Origin of the sequence: Polaromonas sp. (genome assembly GCF_029945895.1) — a bacterium.
Classification (GTDB): Bacteria; Pseudomonadota; Gammaproteobacteria; order Burkholderiales; family Burkholderiaceae_C; genus Polaromonas.
In genome coordinates, this window is sequence record NZ_JAQSDL010000024.1 from 1 (window position 1) to 17645 (window position 17645).

Annotated in this window: 18 protein-coding genes; 2 read left to right on the forward strand and 16 right to left on the reverse strand. The window is 66.2% G+C overall.

Going from position 1 to position 17645, the window contains the following annotated elements; translation table 11 throughout:
• The 7 genes from PSV33_RS02480 to PSV33_RS02510 form a co-directional block, all read right to left on the reverse strand.
• On the reverse strand, positions 1-2018 hold a 2018-nt coding region (locus PSV33_RS02480; protein WP_300558212.1), incomplete at its 3' end, for a TonB-dependent receptor.
• Between the two features lie 76 nt (positions 2019-2094).
• A complete protein-coding gene (locus PSV33_RS02485; RefSeq protein ID WP_300558215.1) occupies positions 2095-2490 on the reverse strand; it encodes a hypothetical protein in 396 nt (131 codons plus the stop codon).
• 6 nt (positions 2491-2496) lie between these two features.
• The gene (locus tag PSV33_RS02490; protein WP_300558218.1) at positions 2497-3081 is read right to left on the reverse strand and encodes a DUF3299 domain-containing protein; all 585 of its coding nucleotides are present in this window, start codon (positions 3079-3081) and stop codon (positions 2497-2499) included.
• 32 nt (positions 3082-3113) lie between these two features.
• Positions 3114-3362, reverse strand: a complete 249-nt coding sequence (locus PSV33_RS02495; protein WP_300558392.1) for a hypothetical protein — start codon at positions 3360-3362, stop codon at positions 3114-3116.
• A 16-nt stretch (positions 3363-3378) separates the two neighbouring features.
• Positions 3379-4581 carry an FtsX-like permease family protein gene (locus PSV33_RS02500; protein WP_300558221.1) on the reverse strand — a complete coding sequence of 401 codons (1203 nt, stop codon included), beginning with the start codon at positions 4579-4581 and terminating at the stop codon, positions 3379-3381.
• The gene (locus tag PSV33_RS02505; protein WP_300558224.1) at positions 4578-5234 is read right to left on the reverse strand and encodes an ATP-binding cassette domain-containing protein; all 657 of its coding nucleotides are present in this window, start codon (positions 5232-5234) and stop codon (positions 4578-4580) included. Before PSV33_RS02505 ends, PSV33_RS02500 begins: the two co-directional genes overlap by 4 nt.
• Complete coding sequence (locus PSV33_RS02510) at positions 5231-5755, reverse strand: Fur family transcriptional regulator (RefSeq protein ID WP_300558227.1); 525 nt, start codon at positions 5753-5755, stop codon at positions 5231-5233. The genes PSV33_RS02505 and PSV33_RS02510 overlap by 4 nt, the downstream gene beginning before the upstream one ends.
• A 269-nt stretch (positions 5756-6024) precedes the next feature.
• Here PSV33_RS02510 and PSV33_RS02515 point away from each other — a divergent pair, with 269 nt between their 5' ends.
• Together PSV33_RS02515 and PSV33_RS02520 are read left to right on the forward strand one after the other, a co-directional pair.
• Complete coding sequence (locus PSV33_RS02515; RefSeq protein ID WP_300558229.1) at positions 6025-6492, forward strand: CHRD domain-containing protein; 468 nt, start codon at positions 6025-6027, stop codon at positions 6490-6492.
• A gap of 209 nt (positions 6493-6701) precedes the next feature.
• Entirely contained in the window at positions 6702-7682 is a 981-nt protein-coding gene (locus tag PSV33_RS02520; protein ID WP_300558232.1) for a succinylglutamate desuccinylase/aspartoacylase family protein, read from the forward strand.
• Between the two features lie 78 nt (positions 7683-7760).
• On the opposite strand, the gene PSV33_RS02525 is transcribed toward PSV33_RS02520, so the two are convergent.
• The 9 genes from PSV33_RS02525 to PSV33_RS02565 are packed head-to-tail and all read right to left on the reverse strand — an operon-like array spanning position 7761 to position 17641.
• On the reverse strand, positions 7761-8267 hold the full coding sequence (locus tag PSV33_RS02525; RefSeq protein WP_300558235.1) for a DUF2127 domain-containing protein: 507 nt from the start codon (positions 8265-8267) through the stop codon (positions 7761-7763).
• A gap of 31 nt (positions 8268-8298) precedes the next feature.
• A complete protein-coding gene (locus PSV33_RS02530; RefSeq protein ID WP_300558236.1) occupies positions 8299-9165 on the reverse strand; it encodes an isocitrate lyase/PEP mutase family protein in 867 nt (288 codons plus the stop codon).
• On the reverse strand, positions 9162-10556 hold the full coding sequence (locus PSV33_RS02535) for an FAD-dependent oxidoreductase (RefSeq protein WP_300558238.1): 1395 nt from the start codon (positions 10554-10556) through the stop codon (positions 9162-9164). The genes PSV33_RS02530 and PSV33_RS02535 overlap by 4 nt, the downstream gene beginning before the upstream one ends.
• Positions 10553-11155, reverse strand: coding sequence for a cysteine hydrolase (locus PSV33_RS02540; RefSeq protein ID WP_300558241.1), 603 nt, complete (start codon positions 11153-11155; stop codon positions 10553-10555). The genes PSV33_RS02535 and PSV33_RS02540 overlap by 4 nt, the downstream gene beginning before the upstream one ends.
• Positions 11152-13203, reverse strand: a complete 2052-nt coding sequence (locus PSV33_RS02545) for a hydantoinase/oxoprolinase family protein (protein ID WP_300558244.1) — start codon at positions 13201-13203, stop codon at positions 11152-11154. Before PSV33_RS02545 ends, PSV33_RS02540 begins: the two co-directional genes overlap by 4 nt.
• Positions 13200-14918 carry a hydantoinase B/oxoprolinase family protein gene (locus PSV33_RS02550; RefSeq protein ID WP_300558247.1) on the reverse strand — a complete coding sequence of 573 codons (1719 nt, stop codon included), beginning with the start codon at positions 14916-14918 and terminating at the stop codon, positions 13200-13202. The genes PSV33_RS02545 and PSV33_RS02550 overlap by 4 nt, the downstream gene beginning before the upstream one ends.
• On the reverse strand, positions 14911-15420 hold the full coding sequence (locus PSV33_RS02555) for a 3-isopropylmalate dehydratase (RefSeq protein ID WP_300558250.1): 510 nt from the start codon (positions 15418-15420) through the stop codon (positions 14911-14913). The genes PSV33_RS02550 and PSV33_RS02555 overlap by 8 nt, the downstream gene beginning before the upstream one ends.
• The gene (locus tag PSV33_RS02560; RefSeq protein ID WP_300558253.1) at positions 15417-16697 is read right to left on the reverse strand and encodes a 3-isopropylmalate dehydratase large subunit; all 1281 of its coding nucleotides are present in this window, start codon (positions 16695-16697) and stop codon (positions 15417-15419) included. The genes PSV33_RS02555 and PSV33_RS02560 overlap by 4 nt, the downstream gene beginning before the upstream one ends.
• Positions 16694-17641: a tripartite tricarboxylate transporter substrate binding protein gene (locus PSV33_RS02565; RefSeq protein ID WP_300558256.1), complete on the reverse strand. Its 948-nt coding sequence runs from the start codon at positions 17639-17641 to the stop codon at positions 16694-16696. Before PSV33_RS02565 ends, PSV33_RS02560 begins: the two co-directional genes overlap by 4 nt.
• Between the last annotated feature and the right edge of the window lie 4 nt (positions 17642-17645).

Sequence of the window (17645 nt, forward strand, 5' to 3'; positions counted from 1 at the left end):
CTCGCGCTGTAGGCCAGCCTGTCGGTGAGGTTGTCCAGCCGTGCATACCAGAGCAGCGTCGCGGCGCCGGCCTTGACACGGTAAGACGCGGCGGCGTTCCACAGCGTGTAGGCTCCCGTGGCACCCACAGGCGGTGCCGGCACGCGCTTCTGGGCGGCGTTGTGGTCGAAACCGAGGCTGGTGCCCCAGGGCCCGCTGGCCCACAGCAGCGAAGCGCCCACGCGCCAGGGTGCAATGCGCGGCAGCGGCTGGCCGTTGCTCAGGTTGGTGGCGCGCACCATGTCGCCGCGCAACGCCAGGTCCACCTGCGAGGCGCCTTCCAGCAGGCGGATGTTGCCGCTGGCCTCGATGCCGATAAAGCGTGCCCGCACCTGTTCGTAGCGGAATTCGGCCAGCGGTTTGAATTCGGCACCCGTGGCGGTGAAGCCCGGGTTGCCCGCATCTTCCACCGGATTGACCGTGCCATCTTCCGCATTGCGTCTGACGCCAGCCGTCTGGTTCAGCGCGATGTAGTTCTTGAAGCGGCTCACATAGCTGTTGACCTTGAAGCTGTGCCCGCCCGACTTCCAGGCCGCACCCACATCGAGATTGCTCGACTGTTCTTTTGTCAGGCTGGCGTTGCCTACTTCATAGGCGGCCGTGGCAATGTGCGGGCCGTCGGCAAACAGTTCGTAGTCTTTCGGCGCGCGTTCCGTATAAGCTAGGTTGCTGGTCAGTTGCCAGCCGGGCGCGGCATTCCACAGCGCGCCCAAGGCATAACTGCCGGGCTTGAAGTCCCGCGTTGCCGGCGTGAAGCGCGTCACCAGCGGGTTGCCGAAGGACTCGACCCGGACCGACTCCAGCCGCCCGCCCAGGCTCAGCCTGCCCCAGTCCGTGCCCAGCTCCTCATACGCAAACACCGCCGACTGTGCCGTCTTGCTGTAGGGCGCAAAAGCTTCGGCGCCATCAGCGGAAAAGCGGTTGGACTCGGCCTGCAAACCGATCACGCCGTCGAGCCTGCCGAGCCTGGCGTGGCGCGCTTCCAGCCGGAAGTCGCTGCCCTTGTTCTTGAACACCGTGCCGGCGGTCGCGCCTTCGAATTCGGTGTGGCCGTAGTTGGTCTGGCTGTACTGACCCTTGATGCTCTGGAAAGGCCCGCCCAGGTTGCGCACTTCTCCTTCGAGTGCATAACGGTCCGAGTTCATGCCGATGGTCACCTCGTCTTCGGCCACCGTGCCGTAAGTGCTGCGGTAATTGCTGGCCGAGGCGCCCAGGTAGCCGTTGTCGAAAAACACCGAGCCACCCAGCGCCCCGCCGCTGACCTCACTGGCCGAGTTGCAGATACGCCGCGCTGTGGTGGTGACCCCGGCCGTGGTGCAATTGAGATCGCGCGGCACTTTCACGTCGCTGGTGTGGCGGTCAAAAGCGTCCACGTGCAGGCTGTAACGCTGGTTGCCGCCTTCAAGCAGCACGCTCTTGCCGCGCTCCGAGTTGCCGCTGGCCAGGCTCAGGTCGGCCTTGCCGCTGATCCCGCCCTTCTCGTCAAACTGCGGTTCGCGCGAAATGCGGTTGTCGATCACGTTGACCACACCACCGACGGCACTGCCGCCGTACAGCAGGGCGCCGGGGCCGCGCAGCACCTCGATGCGTTCGATGCTGATCGGGTCGGCCGTGACCGCGTGGTCATAACTCAGGCTGGACGCATCGAGCGAACCGCCGCCGTTGGCCAGGATGCGGATACGGTCGCCGTCCAGCCCGCGAATCACGGGCCGGCTCGCGTTGGGGCCGAAGTAGGTGCTGCTGACGCCGGGCGTGCCGTCCAGCGTTTCACCCAGCGTGGTTCTGGAGCGCAGCAGCAGGCCGGCGCCCGAATACTGCGTGGCGGGGGTGATCAGGTCCGTGGCACCCAGCGGGTTGCCGGTGACGGTGATTTCTTTCAGGCTGGGCGCCGCTGTCTGGGCGTGGGCCAGCGAGCAGCCGAGCGCGAGCAGGGACAGGGTGGCCGCACCAATGGCAGGCCGGGAAAATGGTTTTTTCATGAGGACTCGTTGAATCGGAGGACGGAAACGCCATGCAGCTGCCGGCAGGCATTGCATGGGACTTCGGGAAAGGGATTCAGCGAGTCAGGGGCGGACCGCGCGCTTCAAAAAGCGCGGCCCAACGGGCGAGTACCTCGCCCTCCAGAAAGTGAAAGACAAACGGCAAAAGCGCCAGGGGCAGCACCAGCAGGGCCAGCGCGGGCGGCGCCTGGCTGTGGCAAAGCTGGTCGAAAACGCGGCAATCGGAATCATTGATGTGGGCCGAAAACAGGTCATCCAGCCAGCCGTGGCCGTGGCCGAACGCATGGTCGCCTGCTTGCACTGCCTGGGTTTGCGTTTGCGTCTGCGCAGCCTGCGGGTGGCCGCCGGCCCTGTGGACCACGCCGTGCATCAGGCCCAGCACCGGCGCAAGCAGCAGCACCAGGGCCAGATAGACCCAGGCTGCCCGCCACGCCATGCGCCGGTAACCCATGCGGGCTTACTTCACCGTCACCGCATCATTGATGCGGTAATACAGGCCATAGGAGTCGTCGTGCAGCACCTGCAGGCGGCCTTCCACCACCACCACCTCCGTGCTGTATTCCACCGGGGTTCTGGTCTTGACCTCCACCATGCTTTCCGGCCCCCCGGGCAGGCAGAACGAACAGGTCAGCGGCACCGACGAGAGCAGGAAGTGGCGCTGCTTCTTGCCCGGCTCCAGCGGCATCATGAAACCCTGGATACGCTGGGTCTTGCCGTTCATGCCGAGCTGGCCTTCATTGAACACCGGCAGGATGCGGTTCTTCTCGTTTTTGGTTTTCACGTCGGTCAGCACCGACCAGGGCACCACGTCTGCACGCGGGGCCAGCGGCGCATACGGGCTGTTGGCCCCATGCACACCCGCGCCCTGCCCGGCCGGCAACGCCAGGCCGTCCGGTGCTGCAGGCGCCGCCTTGCCCGCCGCGGGCTTGCCGCTTCCGGCAGGCAGGGGCGAGCTCAGCTGCGCATGCGCGCCGGCGGCGGCCAGCAACAAGGCCAGCAACAAGGGCGAAATCCTGAAAGCGGTGGGAGCAGTGGTTTTCATGGGTTCTCCAGAAACGTTGCGGTGGCGGCGCGTCAATGCGCGTGTTTCATGCCGCAATATTTTCCCACCGCCAGCCCTTTGCAGGAAGTCTGCAGCTCTTTCATGCAGACGTCTTCCTTCTTGCCCGACTCCAGGCATCTGGCGGCGGCCTCGTGCGCGGCGGCCATGGCGCGGTGGCGCTGGATGTCTTCCTTGGTTTCTGCGTCCTTGTGCTGCGCATGCGCTATCGAAAAAATAGCTGCCAGCGCAAGTGCAGCAAGGGCTGGAAGCATTTTTGACATCCTGTTTTTCATGAATTCACCTTGATTGAAGCAGTTCAGACACATCAGCCCGGTAAGCCTCGTACGCAGGCAACAACGCCGACAGCAGCGCCACACCCACCGCCAGCACCGGGACACTCCACAACCCGGCCGGCCACGACAGCCCGCCGATCAACATCGATTTATCCAGTTGCAGAAACCAGGCCAGCCCAGCCATCAGCTCCTGCGCGGCCAGCAGTCCCATCACGGTCGCCAGTAGCGCCAGCCACAGCGCCTCACACAGCAGCAGCGCCGCCACCTTGTGCGGCGGCGCACCCAGCAGACGCAGCAGCGCCAGATCTGCGCGACGCTCGCGCACGGCGCTCCACAGCGCGATGAAAACGCTCAGGCCCGCCGTCAGCAGCAAGACCCCCGCCAGCGCGCGCATGACGTCTGTGCCCACACCGATCATGCTCAGCAGCCGCGTGATCTCCAGCGCCGGCGCGGCGGCCTGCATCTCCGTCGTACTGTTCACAAAACGCGGAAAGGTCACTGCCGCCAGCGGCGTGCGGTAGCGGATCAGCGCCAGCGTGACTTCGCGCTCTTCTTCCATCACCCTGCGGTCTTCAGCGTCCAGCACCGCGGGGTCTTCATGGACCCGCCACACAGAATCCAGCGCCGTCAGCACCAGCCGGTCCAGCACCGAGCCATTAGCGGCCAAAACGCCGCTGACCACGTAAGGCGTCTGGCCATGGCTGTCGCCGCCACCGCCCAAGCCATGACTGCCGGCGAAGCGGTCGCCCACCTTCAGGCCGGTTTGCTTCGCCACCTGCGCACCGAGCACCGCCTGCATCGGCGCCGTCCAGACGCTGCCCTGCGCAAAATCTGCATGGTAATGCGTCAGGTAGTCCGGCGTGGTGCCCACAATGCGAAAGCCGCGCAAGCTGTCGCCCAGGCTGACAGGAATCAGTTGCGCCACCTGCGGGTGTTGTTCGAGTTCCTTCACCGCGGCCAGCGGTATGTTGCCGGTCGGTGCGTCAATGTGGAACACGCCCGACAGGATCAGCTGCATCGGGCTGCCCTTGGCGCCCACCACCACATCGATGCCGGCCAGGTCGCGCTCGAAGGCCTGGTCGATCTGGTGGCTGGCCAGGAGCACAAAACTCAGCGACCCCAGGCCCAGACTGAGCAACAGCAGGTTGAGCCCGGCCGACAGCGGCCGGGACCATAAGAACCGCCAGGCAAGCGCTACTGTTTTCATAGCTGCTTGCGCCCGATGGACAATGGCTGGAAGCCGATTTGATCATCAAGATTCGCCGCAACCCGGGCATCGTGCGTGGCGATCACCAGCGTCGCGCCGTAACGCTTTGCCGTGGCCTGCAGCAGTTCAAGGGCCTGCCGCGCTGCATCGTCGTCCAGACTGGCCGTCGGTTCGTCGGCCAGGATCACTTGGGGCTGCAGCAGCACCGCCCGCGCCAGCGCCACTCGCTGCGCCTGCCCGCCGGAAAGCTGCGCCGGCTTGCGCGCCGCGAGCTCATTCACACCGAGCGCGGTGAGCGCATCCCGGATGCGCGCATCGTCCTGCGCCCGCCCCGCGGCCCACTGCGCGATCGCGAGGTTGGCGTGCACTGTCAGCGCAGCACTCAAATGAAGTTTCTGCGGCAGAAAGCCTATCGTCCGCGCACGCCAGGCATCGCCCGCGACCTTGCCCAGCGCCGCCAGCGACTGGCCGGCCACCGTGATGTCGCCGCCGCCCGGGCTCAGCAAGCCAGCCGCCAGCGCCAGCCAGGTGGACTTGCCGGAACCCGATGCGCCGCGCAGCAGCAACACGCCGCCCTGCGCTACGTCGATGTCGTCGAAACGAAGCGCGGCGCCGCCGGGGTAGCGGTAAACCAGTTGCTGGGTGCGTATCACGCGGGAGCGCCTTGGGTTCTGGCGGCGGTAGCGCAGTCTGCACACACGCCACGCACTGCAAAATCAAGACTCATGCCCTGGTAACCCAGCGCTTTGAGCGCCTCGAGTGCAGACTGTGCAGCCCTGTCAAGGTCACCGGCACTGGCTTGCAGCGCGTTCTCCAGCGGGCTGTCGCGGTGGCAGCTCTGGCATTCGAAATGCGGCATCGCATGCACCCCGGGCGGCATCGCCTGGTAGCGCCGCACCCTGCTGGCATCGACGCGGCACAGCAGCAGGCCCACCTGGGTCAGGCGGTCGATCAGGCGGTACAGCGTGACGCGGTCCAGCACGGCACCGCCCGCAGCATCACCTTCACCCGCCAACGCAGCCTGCAGTTGGGCATGTGTGTAGCTGGTGTCCGGATGCGCCAGCAACCATCCCAGAACGCGATGCGACGCACTGGTGCGACGCAGGCCGTGGGCGGAGAGCAGCGCGGCGATGGGGTCGGACGGGGATTTGCTGCGAGGAAGTACGGGCGACATGGAGGGATGACAACGAAATTATCGCAATAGAGTTGCATTATGACCGATCTACCCATCCAGGCCATCTCCGCCGCACGGTGGCGAGGCGGCACATGGATGCACTGGAAGTGCCAGCGAACGCTGCGCCGCCTAGCCTGGCCACAGGTTGAACAAAGAAAGAGCCGGGCAGGCCAGACAACACGGCGCGCTCGTGCATCGGGGGTTAGTCCCAAGCGGATCGCAAGACGACTCGCGCACAATGAAGCTTCCACATACAGGAGCTTTTTTATATGAAAATTTTGCCGACCCGCCGTTCCTTTGCCGTACTTTCGTTCGCTTCCATTGCCGCCATCGGCATGGCCGGCTGCGCCATGCAACAGCCCATGCCCGCCGCGTCAAACATCGTCAAGCTGACCACCCAACTGCGCGGCACCAACGAAGTTCCACCGAACACCAGCCCAGGCGCCGGCATGGTCGAGGCTACTTTCAACAAAGACACCCGCGTGCTGAGCTGGAGAGTCACCTACTCGGGCCTCACAGCCCCCGCATCAGCGGGTCACTTCCACGGCCCCGCCGCTGCCAGCGCCAATGCCGGTGTGGTGATGCCGTGGCCAAGCGCCGCGAACGGCGCAACCGGCAGCGCCGTCGTTGCCCCGGCACAGGTCGGTGATCTGCTGGCAGGCTTCTGGTACGCCAACGTCCACACCGCGACTTTCCCTGGCGGCGAAATCCGCGGCCAGATGGTGCTGAGCAAGTAAGCCCGCTGGCATGGGCCCGGAAGGGCTCGCCGCCACACGGCCAAGCACCCGAGCCGGCGACCTCTCAACCAGGTTCGCCGGCTTTTTCTTTTCATGCGCGGCAACATCCCACGCGCGCGTCCCATCCAGCAACCTGCCCTCTGAAGCCGCCTGGTCCCCGCAGAACAGCGACCCCTAAGCCGCCACAAAAACTACAAACAGAGCTTGCCATGCCTGCCTTAGCTGACTCCCGTCCCACCCACCTTCCCACTCACACCTTCCACGCCCTCGCCCCCGGCCCCAGGTTGCTGGTCCTTGGCGCCGTGCACGGCAACGAAGTCTGCGGCGCCAAAGCCATCACGCAACTGCTGCAGGACATCGACAGCGGCCAACTCGCCATCGAACGCGGGACGGTGACTTTTGTGCCGGTCACCAACCCGCTGGCCTACCAGCTCAAGCAGCGCACCGGCGACCGCAACCTGAACCGCAACATGGCACCGAGCGCGATTCCGCAGGATTTTGAGGACCGCATCGCCAATGTGTTGTGCCCGTTGCTCGATGCGCACGACGTGCTGCTGGACCTGCATTCCTTCCACACCGGCGGTGCACCGTTTGTGATGATTGGCCCGCAGAACAACAGCGGCACGCTGGAGCCTTTCAGTCAGGCCGAAGCGGAAATGCAACTGGCCCTGTGCACCGGCGCGCCGCGTATTGTGGAAGGTTGGCTGGACACCTATGCGCGTGGCGTGTCGCGTCGCGCGGCGGCGCCGGTAGCGGCGGGATCTGCCCGTGCACAGACACTGGTGACCAACCCGAACTACGGCGTCGGCACCACCGAGTACATGCGTTCACGCGGCGGCTACGGGGTGACGCTGGAATGCGGCCAGCATGACGACCCGCAAGGCATCAAGGTGGCGCGCCACGCGATTTTGCAGACGCTGGCGCTGCTGGGCATGGTGTCGCAGCCGATGGAAGCCCTAACTGCCGAGCGTGAGATTTTGCGCCTGGTCGATATGACGGACCGTGAACACGCGGACGACCGCTTCAGCCGCGAGTGGCGCAGCTTTGACGCGGTGCAGGCCGGCGAGCTGATCGGCGTGCGCCACAGCGGCGTGGAAGTCAAGGCGCCACACGACGGCTTCGTGGTGTTTCCCAACCCGCGCGCCGAACCGGGGCAGGAGTGGTTTTACATGGCACGGCGGCGCGCCTGATTTCACGCAGAAAGTGCCTGTAGCCCAATCAGTGCGTGCGCCAGCAGCTATCAGATCAGGAGCATTGACGGCGCAGGATCAGTCCGCAGGGTGACCGCCACGCTTGCGACGTTGCAGCAGCGCCCCGACCATCAACGCCACAACAACCAGGTTGACGATGAGCAGCAACACACCATGCGAGCTTGGCTGGCGCAGGATTTCGACAACTTCAAACGGCACGTAAACGCCACCGCTGACCGCCGCCAGAACCTCGGCCCAGGCTTTCTCGCCATACAGACCCCAGGCTTCGACGAAACGCACCAGCGCATACAGCGCCGCACCGGCGGCCAGCAGCGTCAGCCGGCTGTCCTGCAGGTTGGACGCAGCTTGCAGAAAAATCTGCGGGTAACGCGAGGCCGGGTTCAGGTGCCAATGTTCGATGAGCCTGGCCGCCGCGGCATGCACGTCGGTGTGAATCAGTAGCAGCAGGCCGCTGCCGGCCAACAAAACTACTGCGCCTTTGAAAGCTTCGAACAGCGCAACCGTTCTGATCGCCGCAGAACGGGCTCTGGCGGAAGCCGGCGGTGCAAGTTCGGGAGCGCCCATGGTGCTTCAGCGTGTGTAACGCCTGACTTGCCTATTCGTAGCGCCTGCCGTCCGCCATCAATTGGTCCGTGCCGATGACCTCGTTGATGCCATCAAAATCCAGCATCTGTTTCTGCCAGGGCGCCGTGGTCTGGTGCTGGTGCAGGCTGGCGTAGTAGCCCTGCAGCGTGTGCGTCACAGCACGCACCGTGCCTCCGGGGAAAATGACGATGCGAAAACCGCGGGCCCCCAGTTCGGTGGCGCTTTGCACCGGGGTCTTGCCGCCTTCGACCATGTTGGCGAGCATGGGGATGCGCCCCGCAAAACGCGCGCAGGCCGTGTCCATCTGCTCCGGCGTGCGCAGCGCTTCGATGAACAGAGCGTCCACGCCGCATTCGAAATAACGCTCGGCGCGCTCCAGCGCGGCGTCCAGGCCCTCGACCGCAATGGCGTCGGTGCGCGCCAGGATCAGCGTGTTGGCACTGGTGCGGGCATCCAGCGCGGCCTTGAGCTTGCCGACCATCTCCTGCACCGGCACCACGGCCTTGCCGTCGAGGTGGCCGCAGCGTTTGGGAAAGGTCTGGTCTTCGATCTGGATCATGGCCGCGCCGGCGCGCTCGAAACCCCGCACGGTGCGCATGACATTGAGTGCATTGCCAAAACCGGTGTCGGCATCAACGATGACCGGCAGGCTCACCCGCTCGGTGATGCGGGCCAACGTGTCGGCCACCTCGGTGAAGGTCGTCAAGCCCACATCGGAGCGGCCCAGGCGCGTGTAGGCCATCGAGGCACCCGACAGATAAAGCGCCTCGAAGCCGGCCTGCTCGGCCACCAGCGCGCTCAGCGCGTCGTAGACACCGGGGGCGAGCACGGCCTGGGTTTGCGCCAGGCGCTGCTTCAAGGAAAGGCTTGGATTCATGGCTTGGTTTCCAGTAGCGTGGCCGCGCTGCGCGCCGCGATGTAGCCGCCCGCAATCGCGCTGAGCAGGCCGTTGCCCGAGAGGTAGCCCCAGACCACGTTGCCCGAAACACCGCGCGCCGCGCCACCGGCGGCCAGCAGATTCTTGAAAGGTCTCGCGTCTTCATGCAGCACGTGGCAATGGGCGTCGATATCGAGCCCGCCCTGGGTGTGAAACAGCGCCCCCGTGACCTTGACCGCGTAAAAAGGCGCTTGCAATACGCGCTTGAAAACACGACCGTCGGGCGCTGCGGCGCCAGGGGCCACCATGGCCAGCGTGGCGTGCAAGGCGCCGGCATCGCAGCCGATCAACGCGGCCAGCGCGGCCTCGTTCTCGCAGCGTTTGAGCGCACCGGCGGCTTCGGCCGCGCAGAAATCGGGAAAGCTGCGCGCGAAGGCCAGCAAGGCTTCGTCGAACACATTCCAGGCCACGCTGCCGGGCTGTGCCAGCACCTGCACGGCAGCTTCCGAATAACCGCCGGTCTCGTCGTGAAAGCGCCGGCCCAGTGCATTGATCTGTACCGCGCCTTCCATCATCAGCGCCCAGGAGACCAGCGCGCCCTGCGGCACGGCCCATGAGCCGTGGCCCTGGTAACCGCCGAGGTCGGCCAGACGCGCGCCCAGCGCGCGGCCCCAGGCGATGGCGCTGCCGTCGTTGCCGGTGTGGCCGGCAAAGGTAGCGTCTTTCATCTCGGGCAAAAGCTGCTGCACCATGGCGGCATTGCCGCCAAAGCCATTGCAGGCCAGGATCAGCGCGTCACAGGACAGCTGCTCCAGCGTACCGTCGGGCCGCTCGTAGGTGACGCCCAGAACTTCATCGCGCTCATTGAGCCAGAGCTCGCGCACCAGCGCGCGGGTCACGGTGGGAACGTCGGCCGTTTCGGCGGCCTGCTGCAGGCGCGCCATCAGGCCGGCACCGGTTTTTTCCGGCACGGCGTGCATGCGGTGCCGGCTGTGACCGGGGTAGAGAAAATCATCGAGCAGCACAAAGTCCAGCCCGTGCCTGGCCTGCAGGGCGTCCATCGCCGGTCCGATCGCCTCGGCATAAGCCGTGGCCAGGTGCGGCGCCGCCGTGCCATGGGCTTTGGCCTGGATGTCGGCGGCAAAAAGCTGCGGGCTGTCGTCAATGCTTTTCGATTGCTGCACACGCGTGCACGGAGCGGGCACAAAACCCGAGGACAGCGCGGTCGAACCGCTGGGCACGGCGTCGCGCTCGAGCACCACGCATTCGATGCCGGCGTCGCGCAGCATCAGCGCCGCGGTCAGGCCGCAGGCACCGGCACCCACAATCGCGACCGGCACATGAACCGGGGCGTCCATGCGCTCGGCGCGGCGAATCACGGGCAATGTCATGACAGCGACTGGATAAATTCTTCACAGCGCATCACCTGCGCGATGCTGCCCATGTCGGCCAGGGCCGTGGCATGGATTTCGGGCTTGAAGGCCGCGCAGCCGTCGCTCAGCACGATGGTGTGGTATTCGCGCATGTGGGCATCACGCACCGTGCTGGCCACGCCGCCGTTGGTGACGATGCCGCAGACCGCCACGGTGTTTATGCCCGCATGGCGCAGTACCCAGTCGAGCTGGGTGTTGAAAAACGCCGAGTAGGCGACCTTGCAGACCGACACATCAATCAGGGGCTGCAGCTCGGGCACATTGGCCTGGCCCGCGCTGCCGGGGGCGAAATCGCCGCGGCGCAGAAACGGGCGCAGGGCCAGGAGGTGCGGCGAGATCATGGGCTCGCCCTGGGCGTCGGGCCAGAGCGTGAACTGGCTGGCCGCCACCAGGCCGCCGCCGGCCTTGACAGCGCGCGCCACACCGGCCACGCGGCCGGGCAGTTCACGCGCGGCCGCGCTGGCGGCGCCCCCGCGCGCATAGGCGCCCTCGGGCGCGAGGAAATCGTTTTGCAGATCCACAATGATCAGCGCAATTTTTTTCGGTGATGGCTTCATGAGGGTTTGACCAGCAGGTTGCCAAAGCTGTCCACCGTCGCATGAAAGCCGGGCTCCAGCCAGACCGTGGTGTCGGGCTGCTCCAGAATGGCCGGGCCGTTGATGCGCGCACCGACCGGTAAATCAAGGCGCGGGTAACGCACCGCCGCCCACCAGCGCCCGGCATGGAACACCTGCTGCTCGCCGCTGGGTTCCGTGGAGCCGGCGCCCGTCGGGGCCAGCACCGCGAGGTCGAACTTGGGCCGCACGCCGATGCGGGCGTAACGCAGGTTCATGACGCGTATCGCGATGCCGGTCAGCACGCGGCCAAAGGCTGCGAGGTAAGCCGCTTCAAAGGCGATCTGAATCACCGCCGTGGTGATCAACTCGACCTGCGTCACCGGCAGGGGCACTTGCACCGTGTGGGTCTGACCTGCGTACAGCATGTCCAGCGCAATGACTTCCTGCACCTCGGAGAAACGCACGCCGGCCGAGTCCAGCCGCTGCTGGCAGGCCGCCGCGACGGTGGTGATGCGCTGGCGCAGATCGGCAATATCCAACTCCGCCAGGCCCTTGTTCAGGGTCTGCACCGCGTCGTGCCGCATGTCGGCCATCACGCAGCCCAGGGCCGAGGTGACGCCGGGGTAACGCGGGACAATGCCGGTGGTCACACCGACCTCGCGCATCATGGCGCACACATGCAGCGCGCCACCGCCGCCAAAAGGCATGTAGGCAAAGTTGCGTGGATCGTGCCCGCGTTCGATGGACACCACGCGGATCGCACCTGCCATCTTGGCGTTGGCCACCGTCAAAATGGCTTCGGCCGCAGCCATCACGTCCAGCCCCAGGGGCTGCGCCACATGCTGCTCGATCGCGGCGCGCGCCTTGCCGGCGTCCATGGCGGCAAGCAGGCCGCCACCGAGCGGGCGGTCGGCAGCAATCCGGCCCAGCAGCACGTTGGCGTCGGTCACGGTCGGGCGTGTGTTGCCGCGGCCGTAACAGGCCGGGCCCGGGTTGCTGCCGGCCGACTCGGGGCCGATCTGCAGCATGCCGCTGGCATCGACCGAGGCAATGGAGCCGCCGCCGGCGCCTATGGTCTCGATCTGGATCATGGGTGAACGCACCACCATGCCGAACTCGATGGAGGTCTGCGCCGACAGCGCTGCCTCCCCCTTGGCGACCAGCGACACGTCGAACGAGGTGCCGCCCATGTCACCGGTGATGGCGTTGGGGAAACCGGCAGAGCGGGCAATCGCCGCACAGGCAATCACGCCGGCCGCCGGGCCCGACAGCGCGGTGCGCACCGGCACGTCGCAGGCGGTCTGGCGCGACATCACGCCGCCGTTGCTTTGCACAATCAGCAGCTCACCGGCAAAACCCTGGCCGCGCAGGTCGGACTCCAGGCGCGTGAGGTAGCTGCCGACCACCGGTTGCAGCGCGGCGTTGAGCGTGGCCGTGGAGCAGCGTTCGAACTCGCGGATCTCCGGCAATACTTCGCTGGCGGCGGTCACATGGGCGTTGAGCCAGAGTTCGCGCACGGCCGCGACGGCGGCGCGTTCATTGGCCGGGTTCGCATAGGTGTTGATGAAAAACACGCAGACCGCCTCGCAGCCCGCGGCCAGCAAGGCCTTGGCCTGGGTGCGCACCTGCTCCAGGTCCACGGCAGTGTGGATACTGCCATCAGCCAGCACACGTTCGTCAACTTCCAGCCGCAGGTCGCGTGGCACGATGGGCTCGAAACTGCCGCGCAGTCCCCAGGTCTGCGGGCGGTCACGCCGGCGCATCTCGATCACATCGCGGAAGCCGCGCGTGGTGATGATGCCGGTGCGCGCCACCTTGCGTTCGAGCAGCGCATTGGTGCCCACCGTCGTGCCGTGCACGATGGTGCTTATGCTGGCCGCCGAGTCGGCGACACGCGCCACACCGTTCATGAAACCGCGCGCTTCCTCGCCGCGTGTGGAAGGCACCTTGACGATGCGCGCAGTGCCGCTGGCTTCGTCCAGCACAAACAGGTCGGTGAAGGTGCCACCCACATCAACGCCGACAACCAGACCGCCTGGAGTGCTCATACGCCCTCCTTCTTCGCAGCGCCTGCCGTCACGTAACCCAGCGCCAGATCGCGTTCACGCGCAGCCTGCAAACGATCCGCAGGCGCGCCGTAGCCACCGCCGCCCGGCGTCTGCAAGCGCACACGTTCGCCTTTCTTCAGCTTGATGCCGACCATCTTCGAAACCATAGGGGGTGTTTTCCATTCATGGTTGTTCTCGTAGCTGAAGACATTGACCGCAGCCTCGCCGCCGCCGGCAATCCCTTTGGGCGCGGACTTGCCACGTTCGCCGAAGATGAAGACCTCGGCGTCCTGCTCCAGCAGTTCGATTTCGTAGTTCGCGCCCAGGCCACCGCGGAACTGGCCGTCGCCGCCGGAGTCGGCGCGCAGTGACCATTCGGTGAAGCGCACCGGGTAGGCGGCTTCCAGAATCTCCAGTGGCGGGATGGTGGCGGTGGAGATAGGCGCATTGCCGTGGCTCAGCCCGTCACCGCCGGAATGACCGCCGTGGCCGCCGCCGAAGAAGCTGAACATCACCCAGCGCTGACCCTTGCGGGCAGCGTCCGTGCGGTGTCCTGCGATGGACAGCGCATTGATGGTGCCGTAGGCCTGGGCCACGGCGCGTGTCGGGTCGGCCTGCGCCGCCGCACTGAAAATCACGTCGATCATGCGCAAGATGGTCTCGGTGTAGCCCCCCACGGGCCGCGGCCGCGCCGCGCTGATGACGAGGCCGTCGGGCAGGACGAAGTCCACCGCGTCGAGCACGCCGGCATTGGCCGGCACGTCGGGGAACAGGTGCTTGAGCGCGACATAACAGGCGGCAATCGCCGTGGCGCGCGAGATATTGACCGGGCCGGCGCACTGCGGCGAGCTGCGTGAAAAATCAAGCGTCAAACGTTCGCCCTGCACCGTCATGTCCAGCGCAATCGTCAGTGGCTCGTCCTTGACGCCGTCGTTGTCCAGGATGTCGCTGAACGAGTAGCGACCGTCGGGCAGCGAGGCGATGTGCGAGCGCATCAGCCGCACGGCGCGCGCGCGCAGCTCCCCCATGGCCTGCAGCACCAGCGCATCGCCATATTCGTCGAGCAGGCCGTGCAGGCGCCGCACGCCGAGCTCCAGCGCGGCGAGCTGGCCGTTGAGGTCGCCCCAGAGGCTGTCGGGCAGCCGGGTGTTGGCCTGCAAAATGGCCAGCACATCGGCGTCCAGCGCGCCGGCGCGGACGACACGCACGGGTGGAATCTGCACCGCCTCCTGCCAGCATTCGGTGGCCGCCGGGTTGTAGTTGCCGGGCACCGCACCACCGACATCGTGCCAGTGCGCGGCAGAAGCGAGGTAACAAAACAGCTTGCCGCCGCGGAAAAAAGGCCGCACCAGCTTGAAGTCATTGGCATGGGTGCCGCCCTCGTAAGGGTCATTGAACAGCCAGGTGTCACCGTCGGCCATGCCGGCGTGCGGATCATCGGGTTTGCTGCGCTCGCGCGCCACCCGGGCCGCCGCGCGCACCGCAAAGGCCATGGCGCCGACAAACACCGGCAGGCCGGACTTGCCTTGCACCAGCGTGTCGCCCGAGGTGGCGTCATACAGGCCGTGACAGGCGTCGTGCGCTTCGGCAATGATGGGGTTGAAGGCGCTGCGGTACAGCGTGGCGTCCATCTCGTCGGCGACCTGTTCGAGACGGCCCCTGAGGACCGCCAGCGTGACGGGGTCCATCGCCGGCCCCGGGGAAATCTCAGACATGTTCAGGCTCCTTGCCAAATCGGATTCGCAGTTGGTTCATCAGTCCGCCGCTGCGCGCCATGTCGAGCAGGAAGTCGGGGATGGGTTCACAGGCCAGGCGCTCGCCGGCGCCTGAGATCACCGCGAGATTTTCTGTGTCGAGCGTGACCTGTCCGGCCTCCTGCAAGCGATCAGCCTCAGGGCAGGTCAGCAGCAACAGGCCGACATTGAAGGCGTTGCGGAAATACAGGCCGCTGAACGAGGGCGCAATCACTGCTGCCACACCGAGCTTGACCAGCACCGCGGCCGCCTGCTCGCGCGAGGAGCCAATGCCGAAGTTGGGGCCGGCCACGATCACGTCGCCCGGGCGAACCTGTGTCGAAAATTCAGGGCGCACGGATTCGAGGCAGTAGGTGGCAATCCTGTCAATACCGTGTTTCATGGCATGGCCGGGCGCCAGCACGTCGGTGTCAACGTCAGCGCCCAGCTTCCAGACACGATGGGTCGTCGCAGCCTGGGTCATGCCAGCACCTCCCGTGGATCAGTGATCACGCCGCGCAGCGCCGAGGCGGCCACGGTGTAGGGTGAGGCCAGGTAGACCTGCGTGGTTGTCGACCCCATGCGGCCCTTGAAGTTGCGCGCCGTGCTCGAGATTACCGTGGTGTTGTCGCCCATGGTCTCGCCATAACCGGCGCAGGCGCCGCAGGCGGTGGGAAACAGCTCGGCACCGGCATCGAGCAGCACCTGCAGCACGCCCTCTTCGCGGGCGGCGTTCTGGTCTTTCTGGCTGGCCGGCGCCACCATCAGGCGCACGCCACTGGCCACACGCCGGCCGCGCAGCACCTCGGCGGCGGCGCGCAGGTCGTCGAGTTTGGCGCCGGTGCAGGCGCCGATGTAGGCCACGTCCACCGGGGTGCCGATGAATCGGCCCACCACCTCCGCATTGGCCGGGCTGTGCGGCGCGGCCACAAATGGCGAAAGCGCACCCGCATCAAATTCGTGGCGCGTCAGGGCGGCGCCTTCGTCACTCTGCCAGCGGCTCAGGTCACCGAGTTCGCTGGCCGGCGTGCCGGCGGCCTGCAACCACGCTGCGGTGACCTCGTCGGGCGCGATCAGGCCGACCTGCGCGCCGAGCTCGGCACTCATGTTGGAGAGTGTCATGCGCTCCTGCATGGCTAGCGCGTGGACGGCGGGACCGGCGAATTCCACCGCCTGGTACTGCCCGCCGTTCATGCCGAAGCGGCCAATCATGTGCAGCATCATGTCTTTGGCGGTTACGCCTTTTTGCAGGTGGCCGTGCCAATACATCTGCAGGGTCTGCGGCACACGCAGCCAGATCTCGCCCGTCACCACCACGCCCAGCATCTCGGTGCTGCCGATGCCGAACATGTAGGCGCCAAACGCCCCGCCTGTCGGTGAATGCGAGTCACCGCCGACACAGAACATGCCGGGCCGGATGTGCCCGTGCTGGGCCACCACCACATGGCAGATGCCCTGGCTGTCGTACACATGGGGCAGGTCCTGCTCACGCGCCCAGTCCCGCGCAATTCGCACGATCCTGCGCGACTCATCGTCACGCTCGGGCACGTAGTGGTCCATCACCAGCACGACGCGCGACTTGTCCCAGATCTGCGCGCCAAGCTCTTCCAGCATGGGCTTGAGCCGGCGCGGACCGGACGAATCGTGAAACATCGCCAGATCCACCCGGCAGGTCACAATCTCGCCGGGTGAGACCGACGAACGTCCGGCCGCCCGGGCGATCAGTTTTTGCGCGAGGGTCTGTGGAACAGGTTCTTTCATTCCGGTTTGGCTCCCGAGAACTTCACCACCCGGGCCCAGCGCTGGATTTCACCCTGCACGAACTTCGAGAATTCTTCTGGCGAATTGCCGACAGGCACGGCCCCTTCGGCATCGAGCCGGCGGCGCACCTCGGGTGCGGCAATCGCCTGCCGCGCGGCATCGCTGATGCGTTTGGCGAGCTCGGGGGCCATGCGCGCCGGGCCGAACAGGCCGAACCACGCGCTCGACTCGTAACCGGGCAGCACTTCGGCAATCGCGGGCACGTCCGGAAAGGCCGGCAGGCGCTTGCTGCTGGTCACGCCCAGCGCCTTGAGTTTGCCGGCTTTCACTTGCGCCTGCGCATTGCCGATCGCGGCAAACATCAGTTCGACCTGCCCGGCGATCACGTCCTGGATCGCCGGTGCCGTACCGCGGTAGGGAATGTTCACGATGAAGGCGCCCGATTGCATCTTGAACAGATCGCCCGCCAGATGCAGCGACGAGCCCACCGCTCCAATGGCAAAGTTGAGCTGTCCCGGCCTGGCCTTGGCCAGAGCAATCAGCTCGCGCACGTCTTTGGCCGGCACCGAAGGGTGGGCCACCAGGACCGAAGGTGAGGTCGCCACGCAGGTCAGCGGCGTGAAGTCGCGGATCGGGTCAAACGGCAATGAGGGATACAGCGAGGCATTGATGGCGTGGCTGGTGAAACTCATCAGCAGCGTGTTGCCATCGGGCGCAGCCCTGGCCACGGCTTCCGCCGCGATGTTGCCGCCGGCACCGGGCCGGTTTTCAACAATCACGGTTTTCCCGAGCAGGCGCCCCAGTTCGGTGGCCAGCGTGCGGGCCAGCGTGTCGGTGGAACCGCCGGCCGGCGCGCCGACCAGGATGCGTGTGGGCGCGGCCTGCGCATGCACGCCCGCAGCCAGCAGCGCGGCCGACGAAAGCAGAATGTCACGACGTTTCATGTTC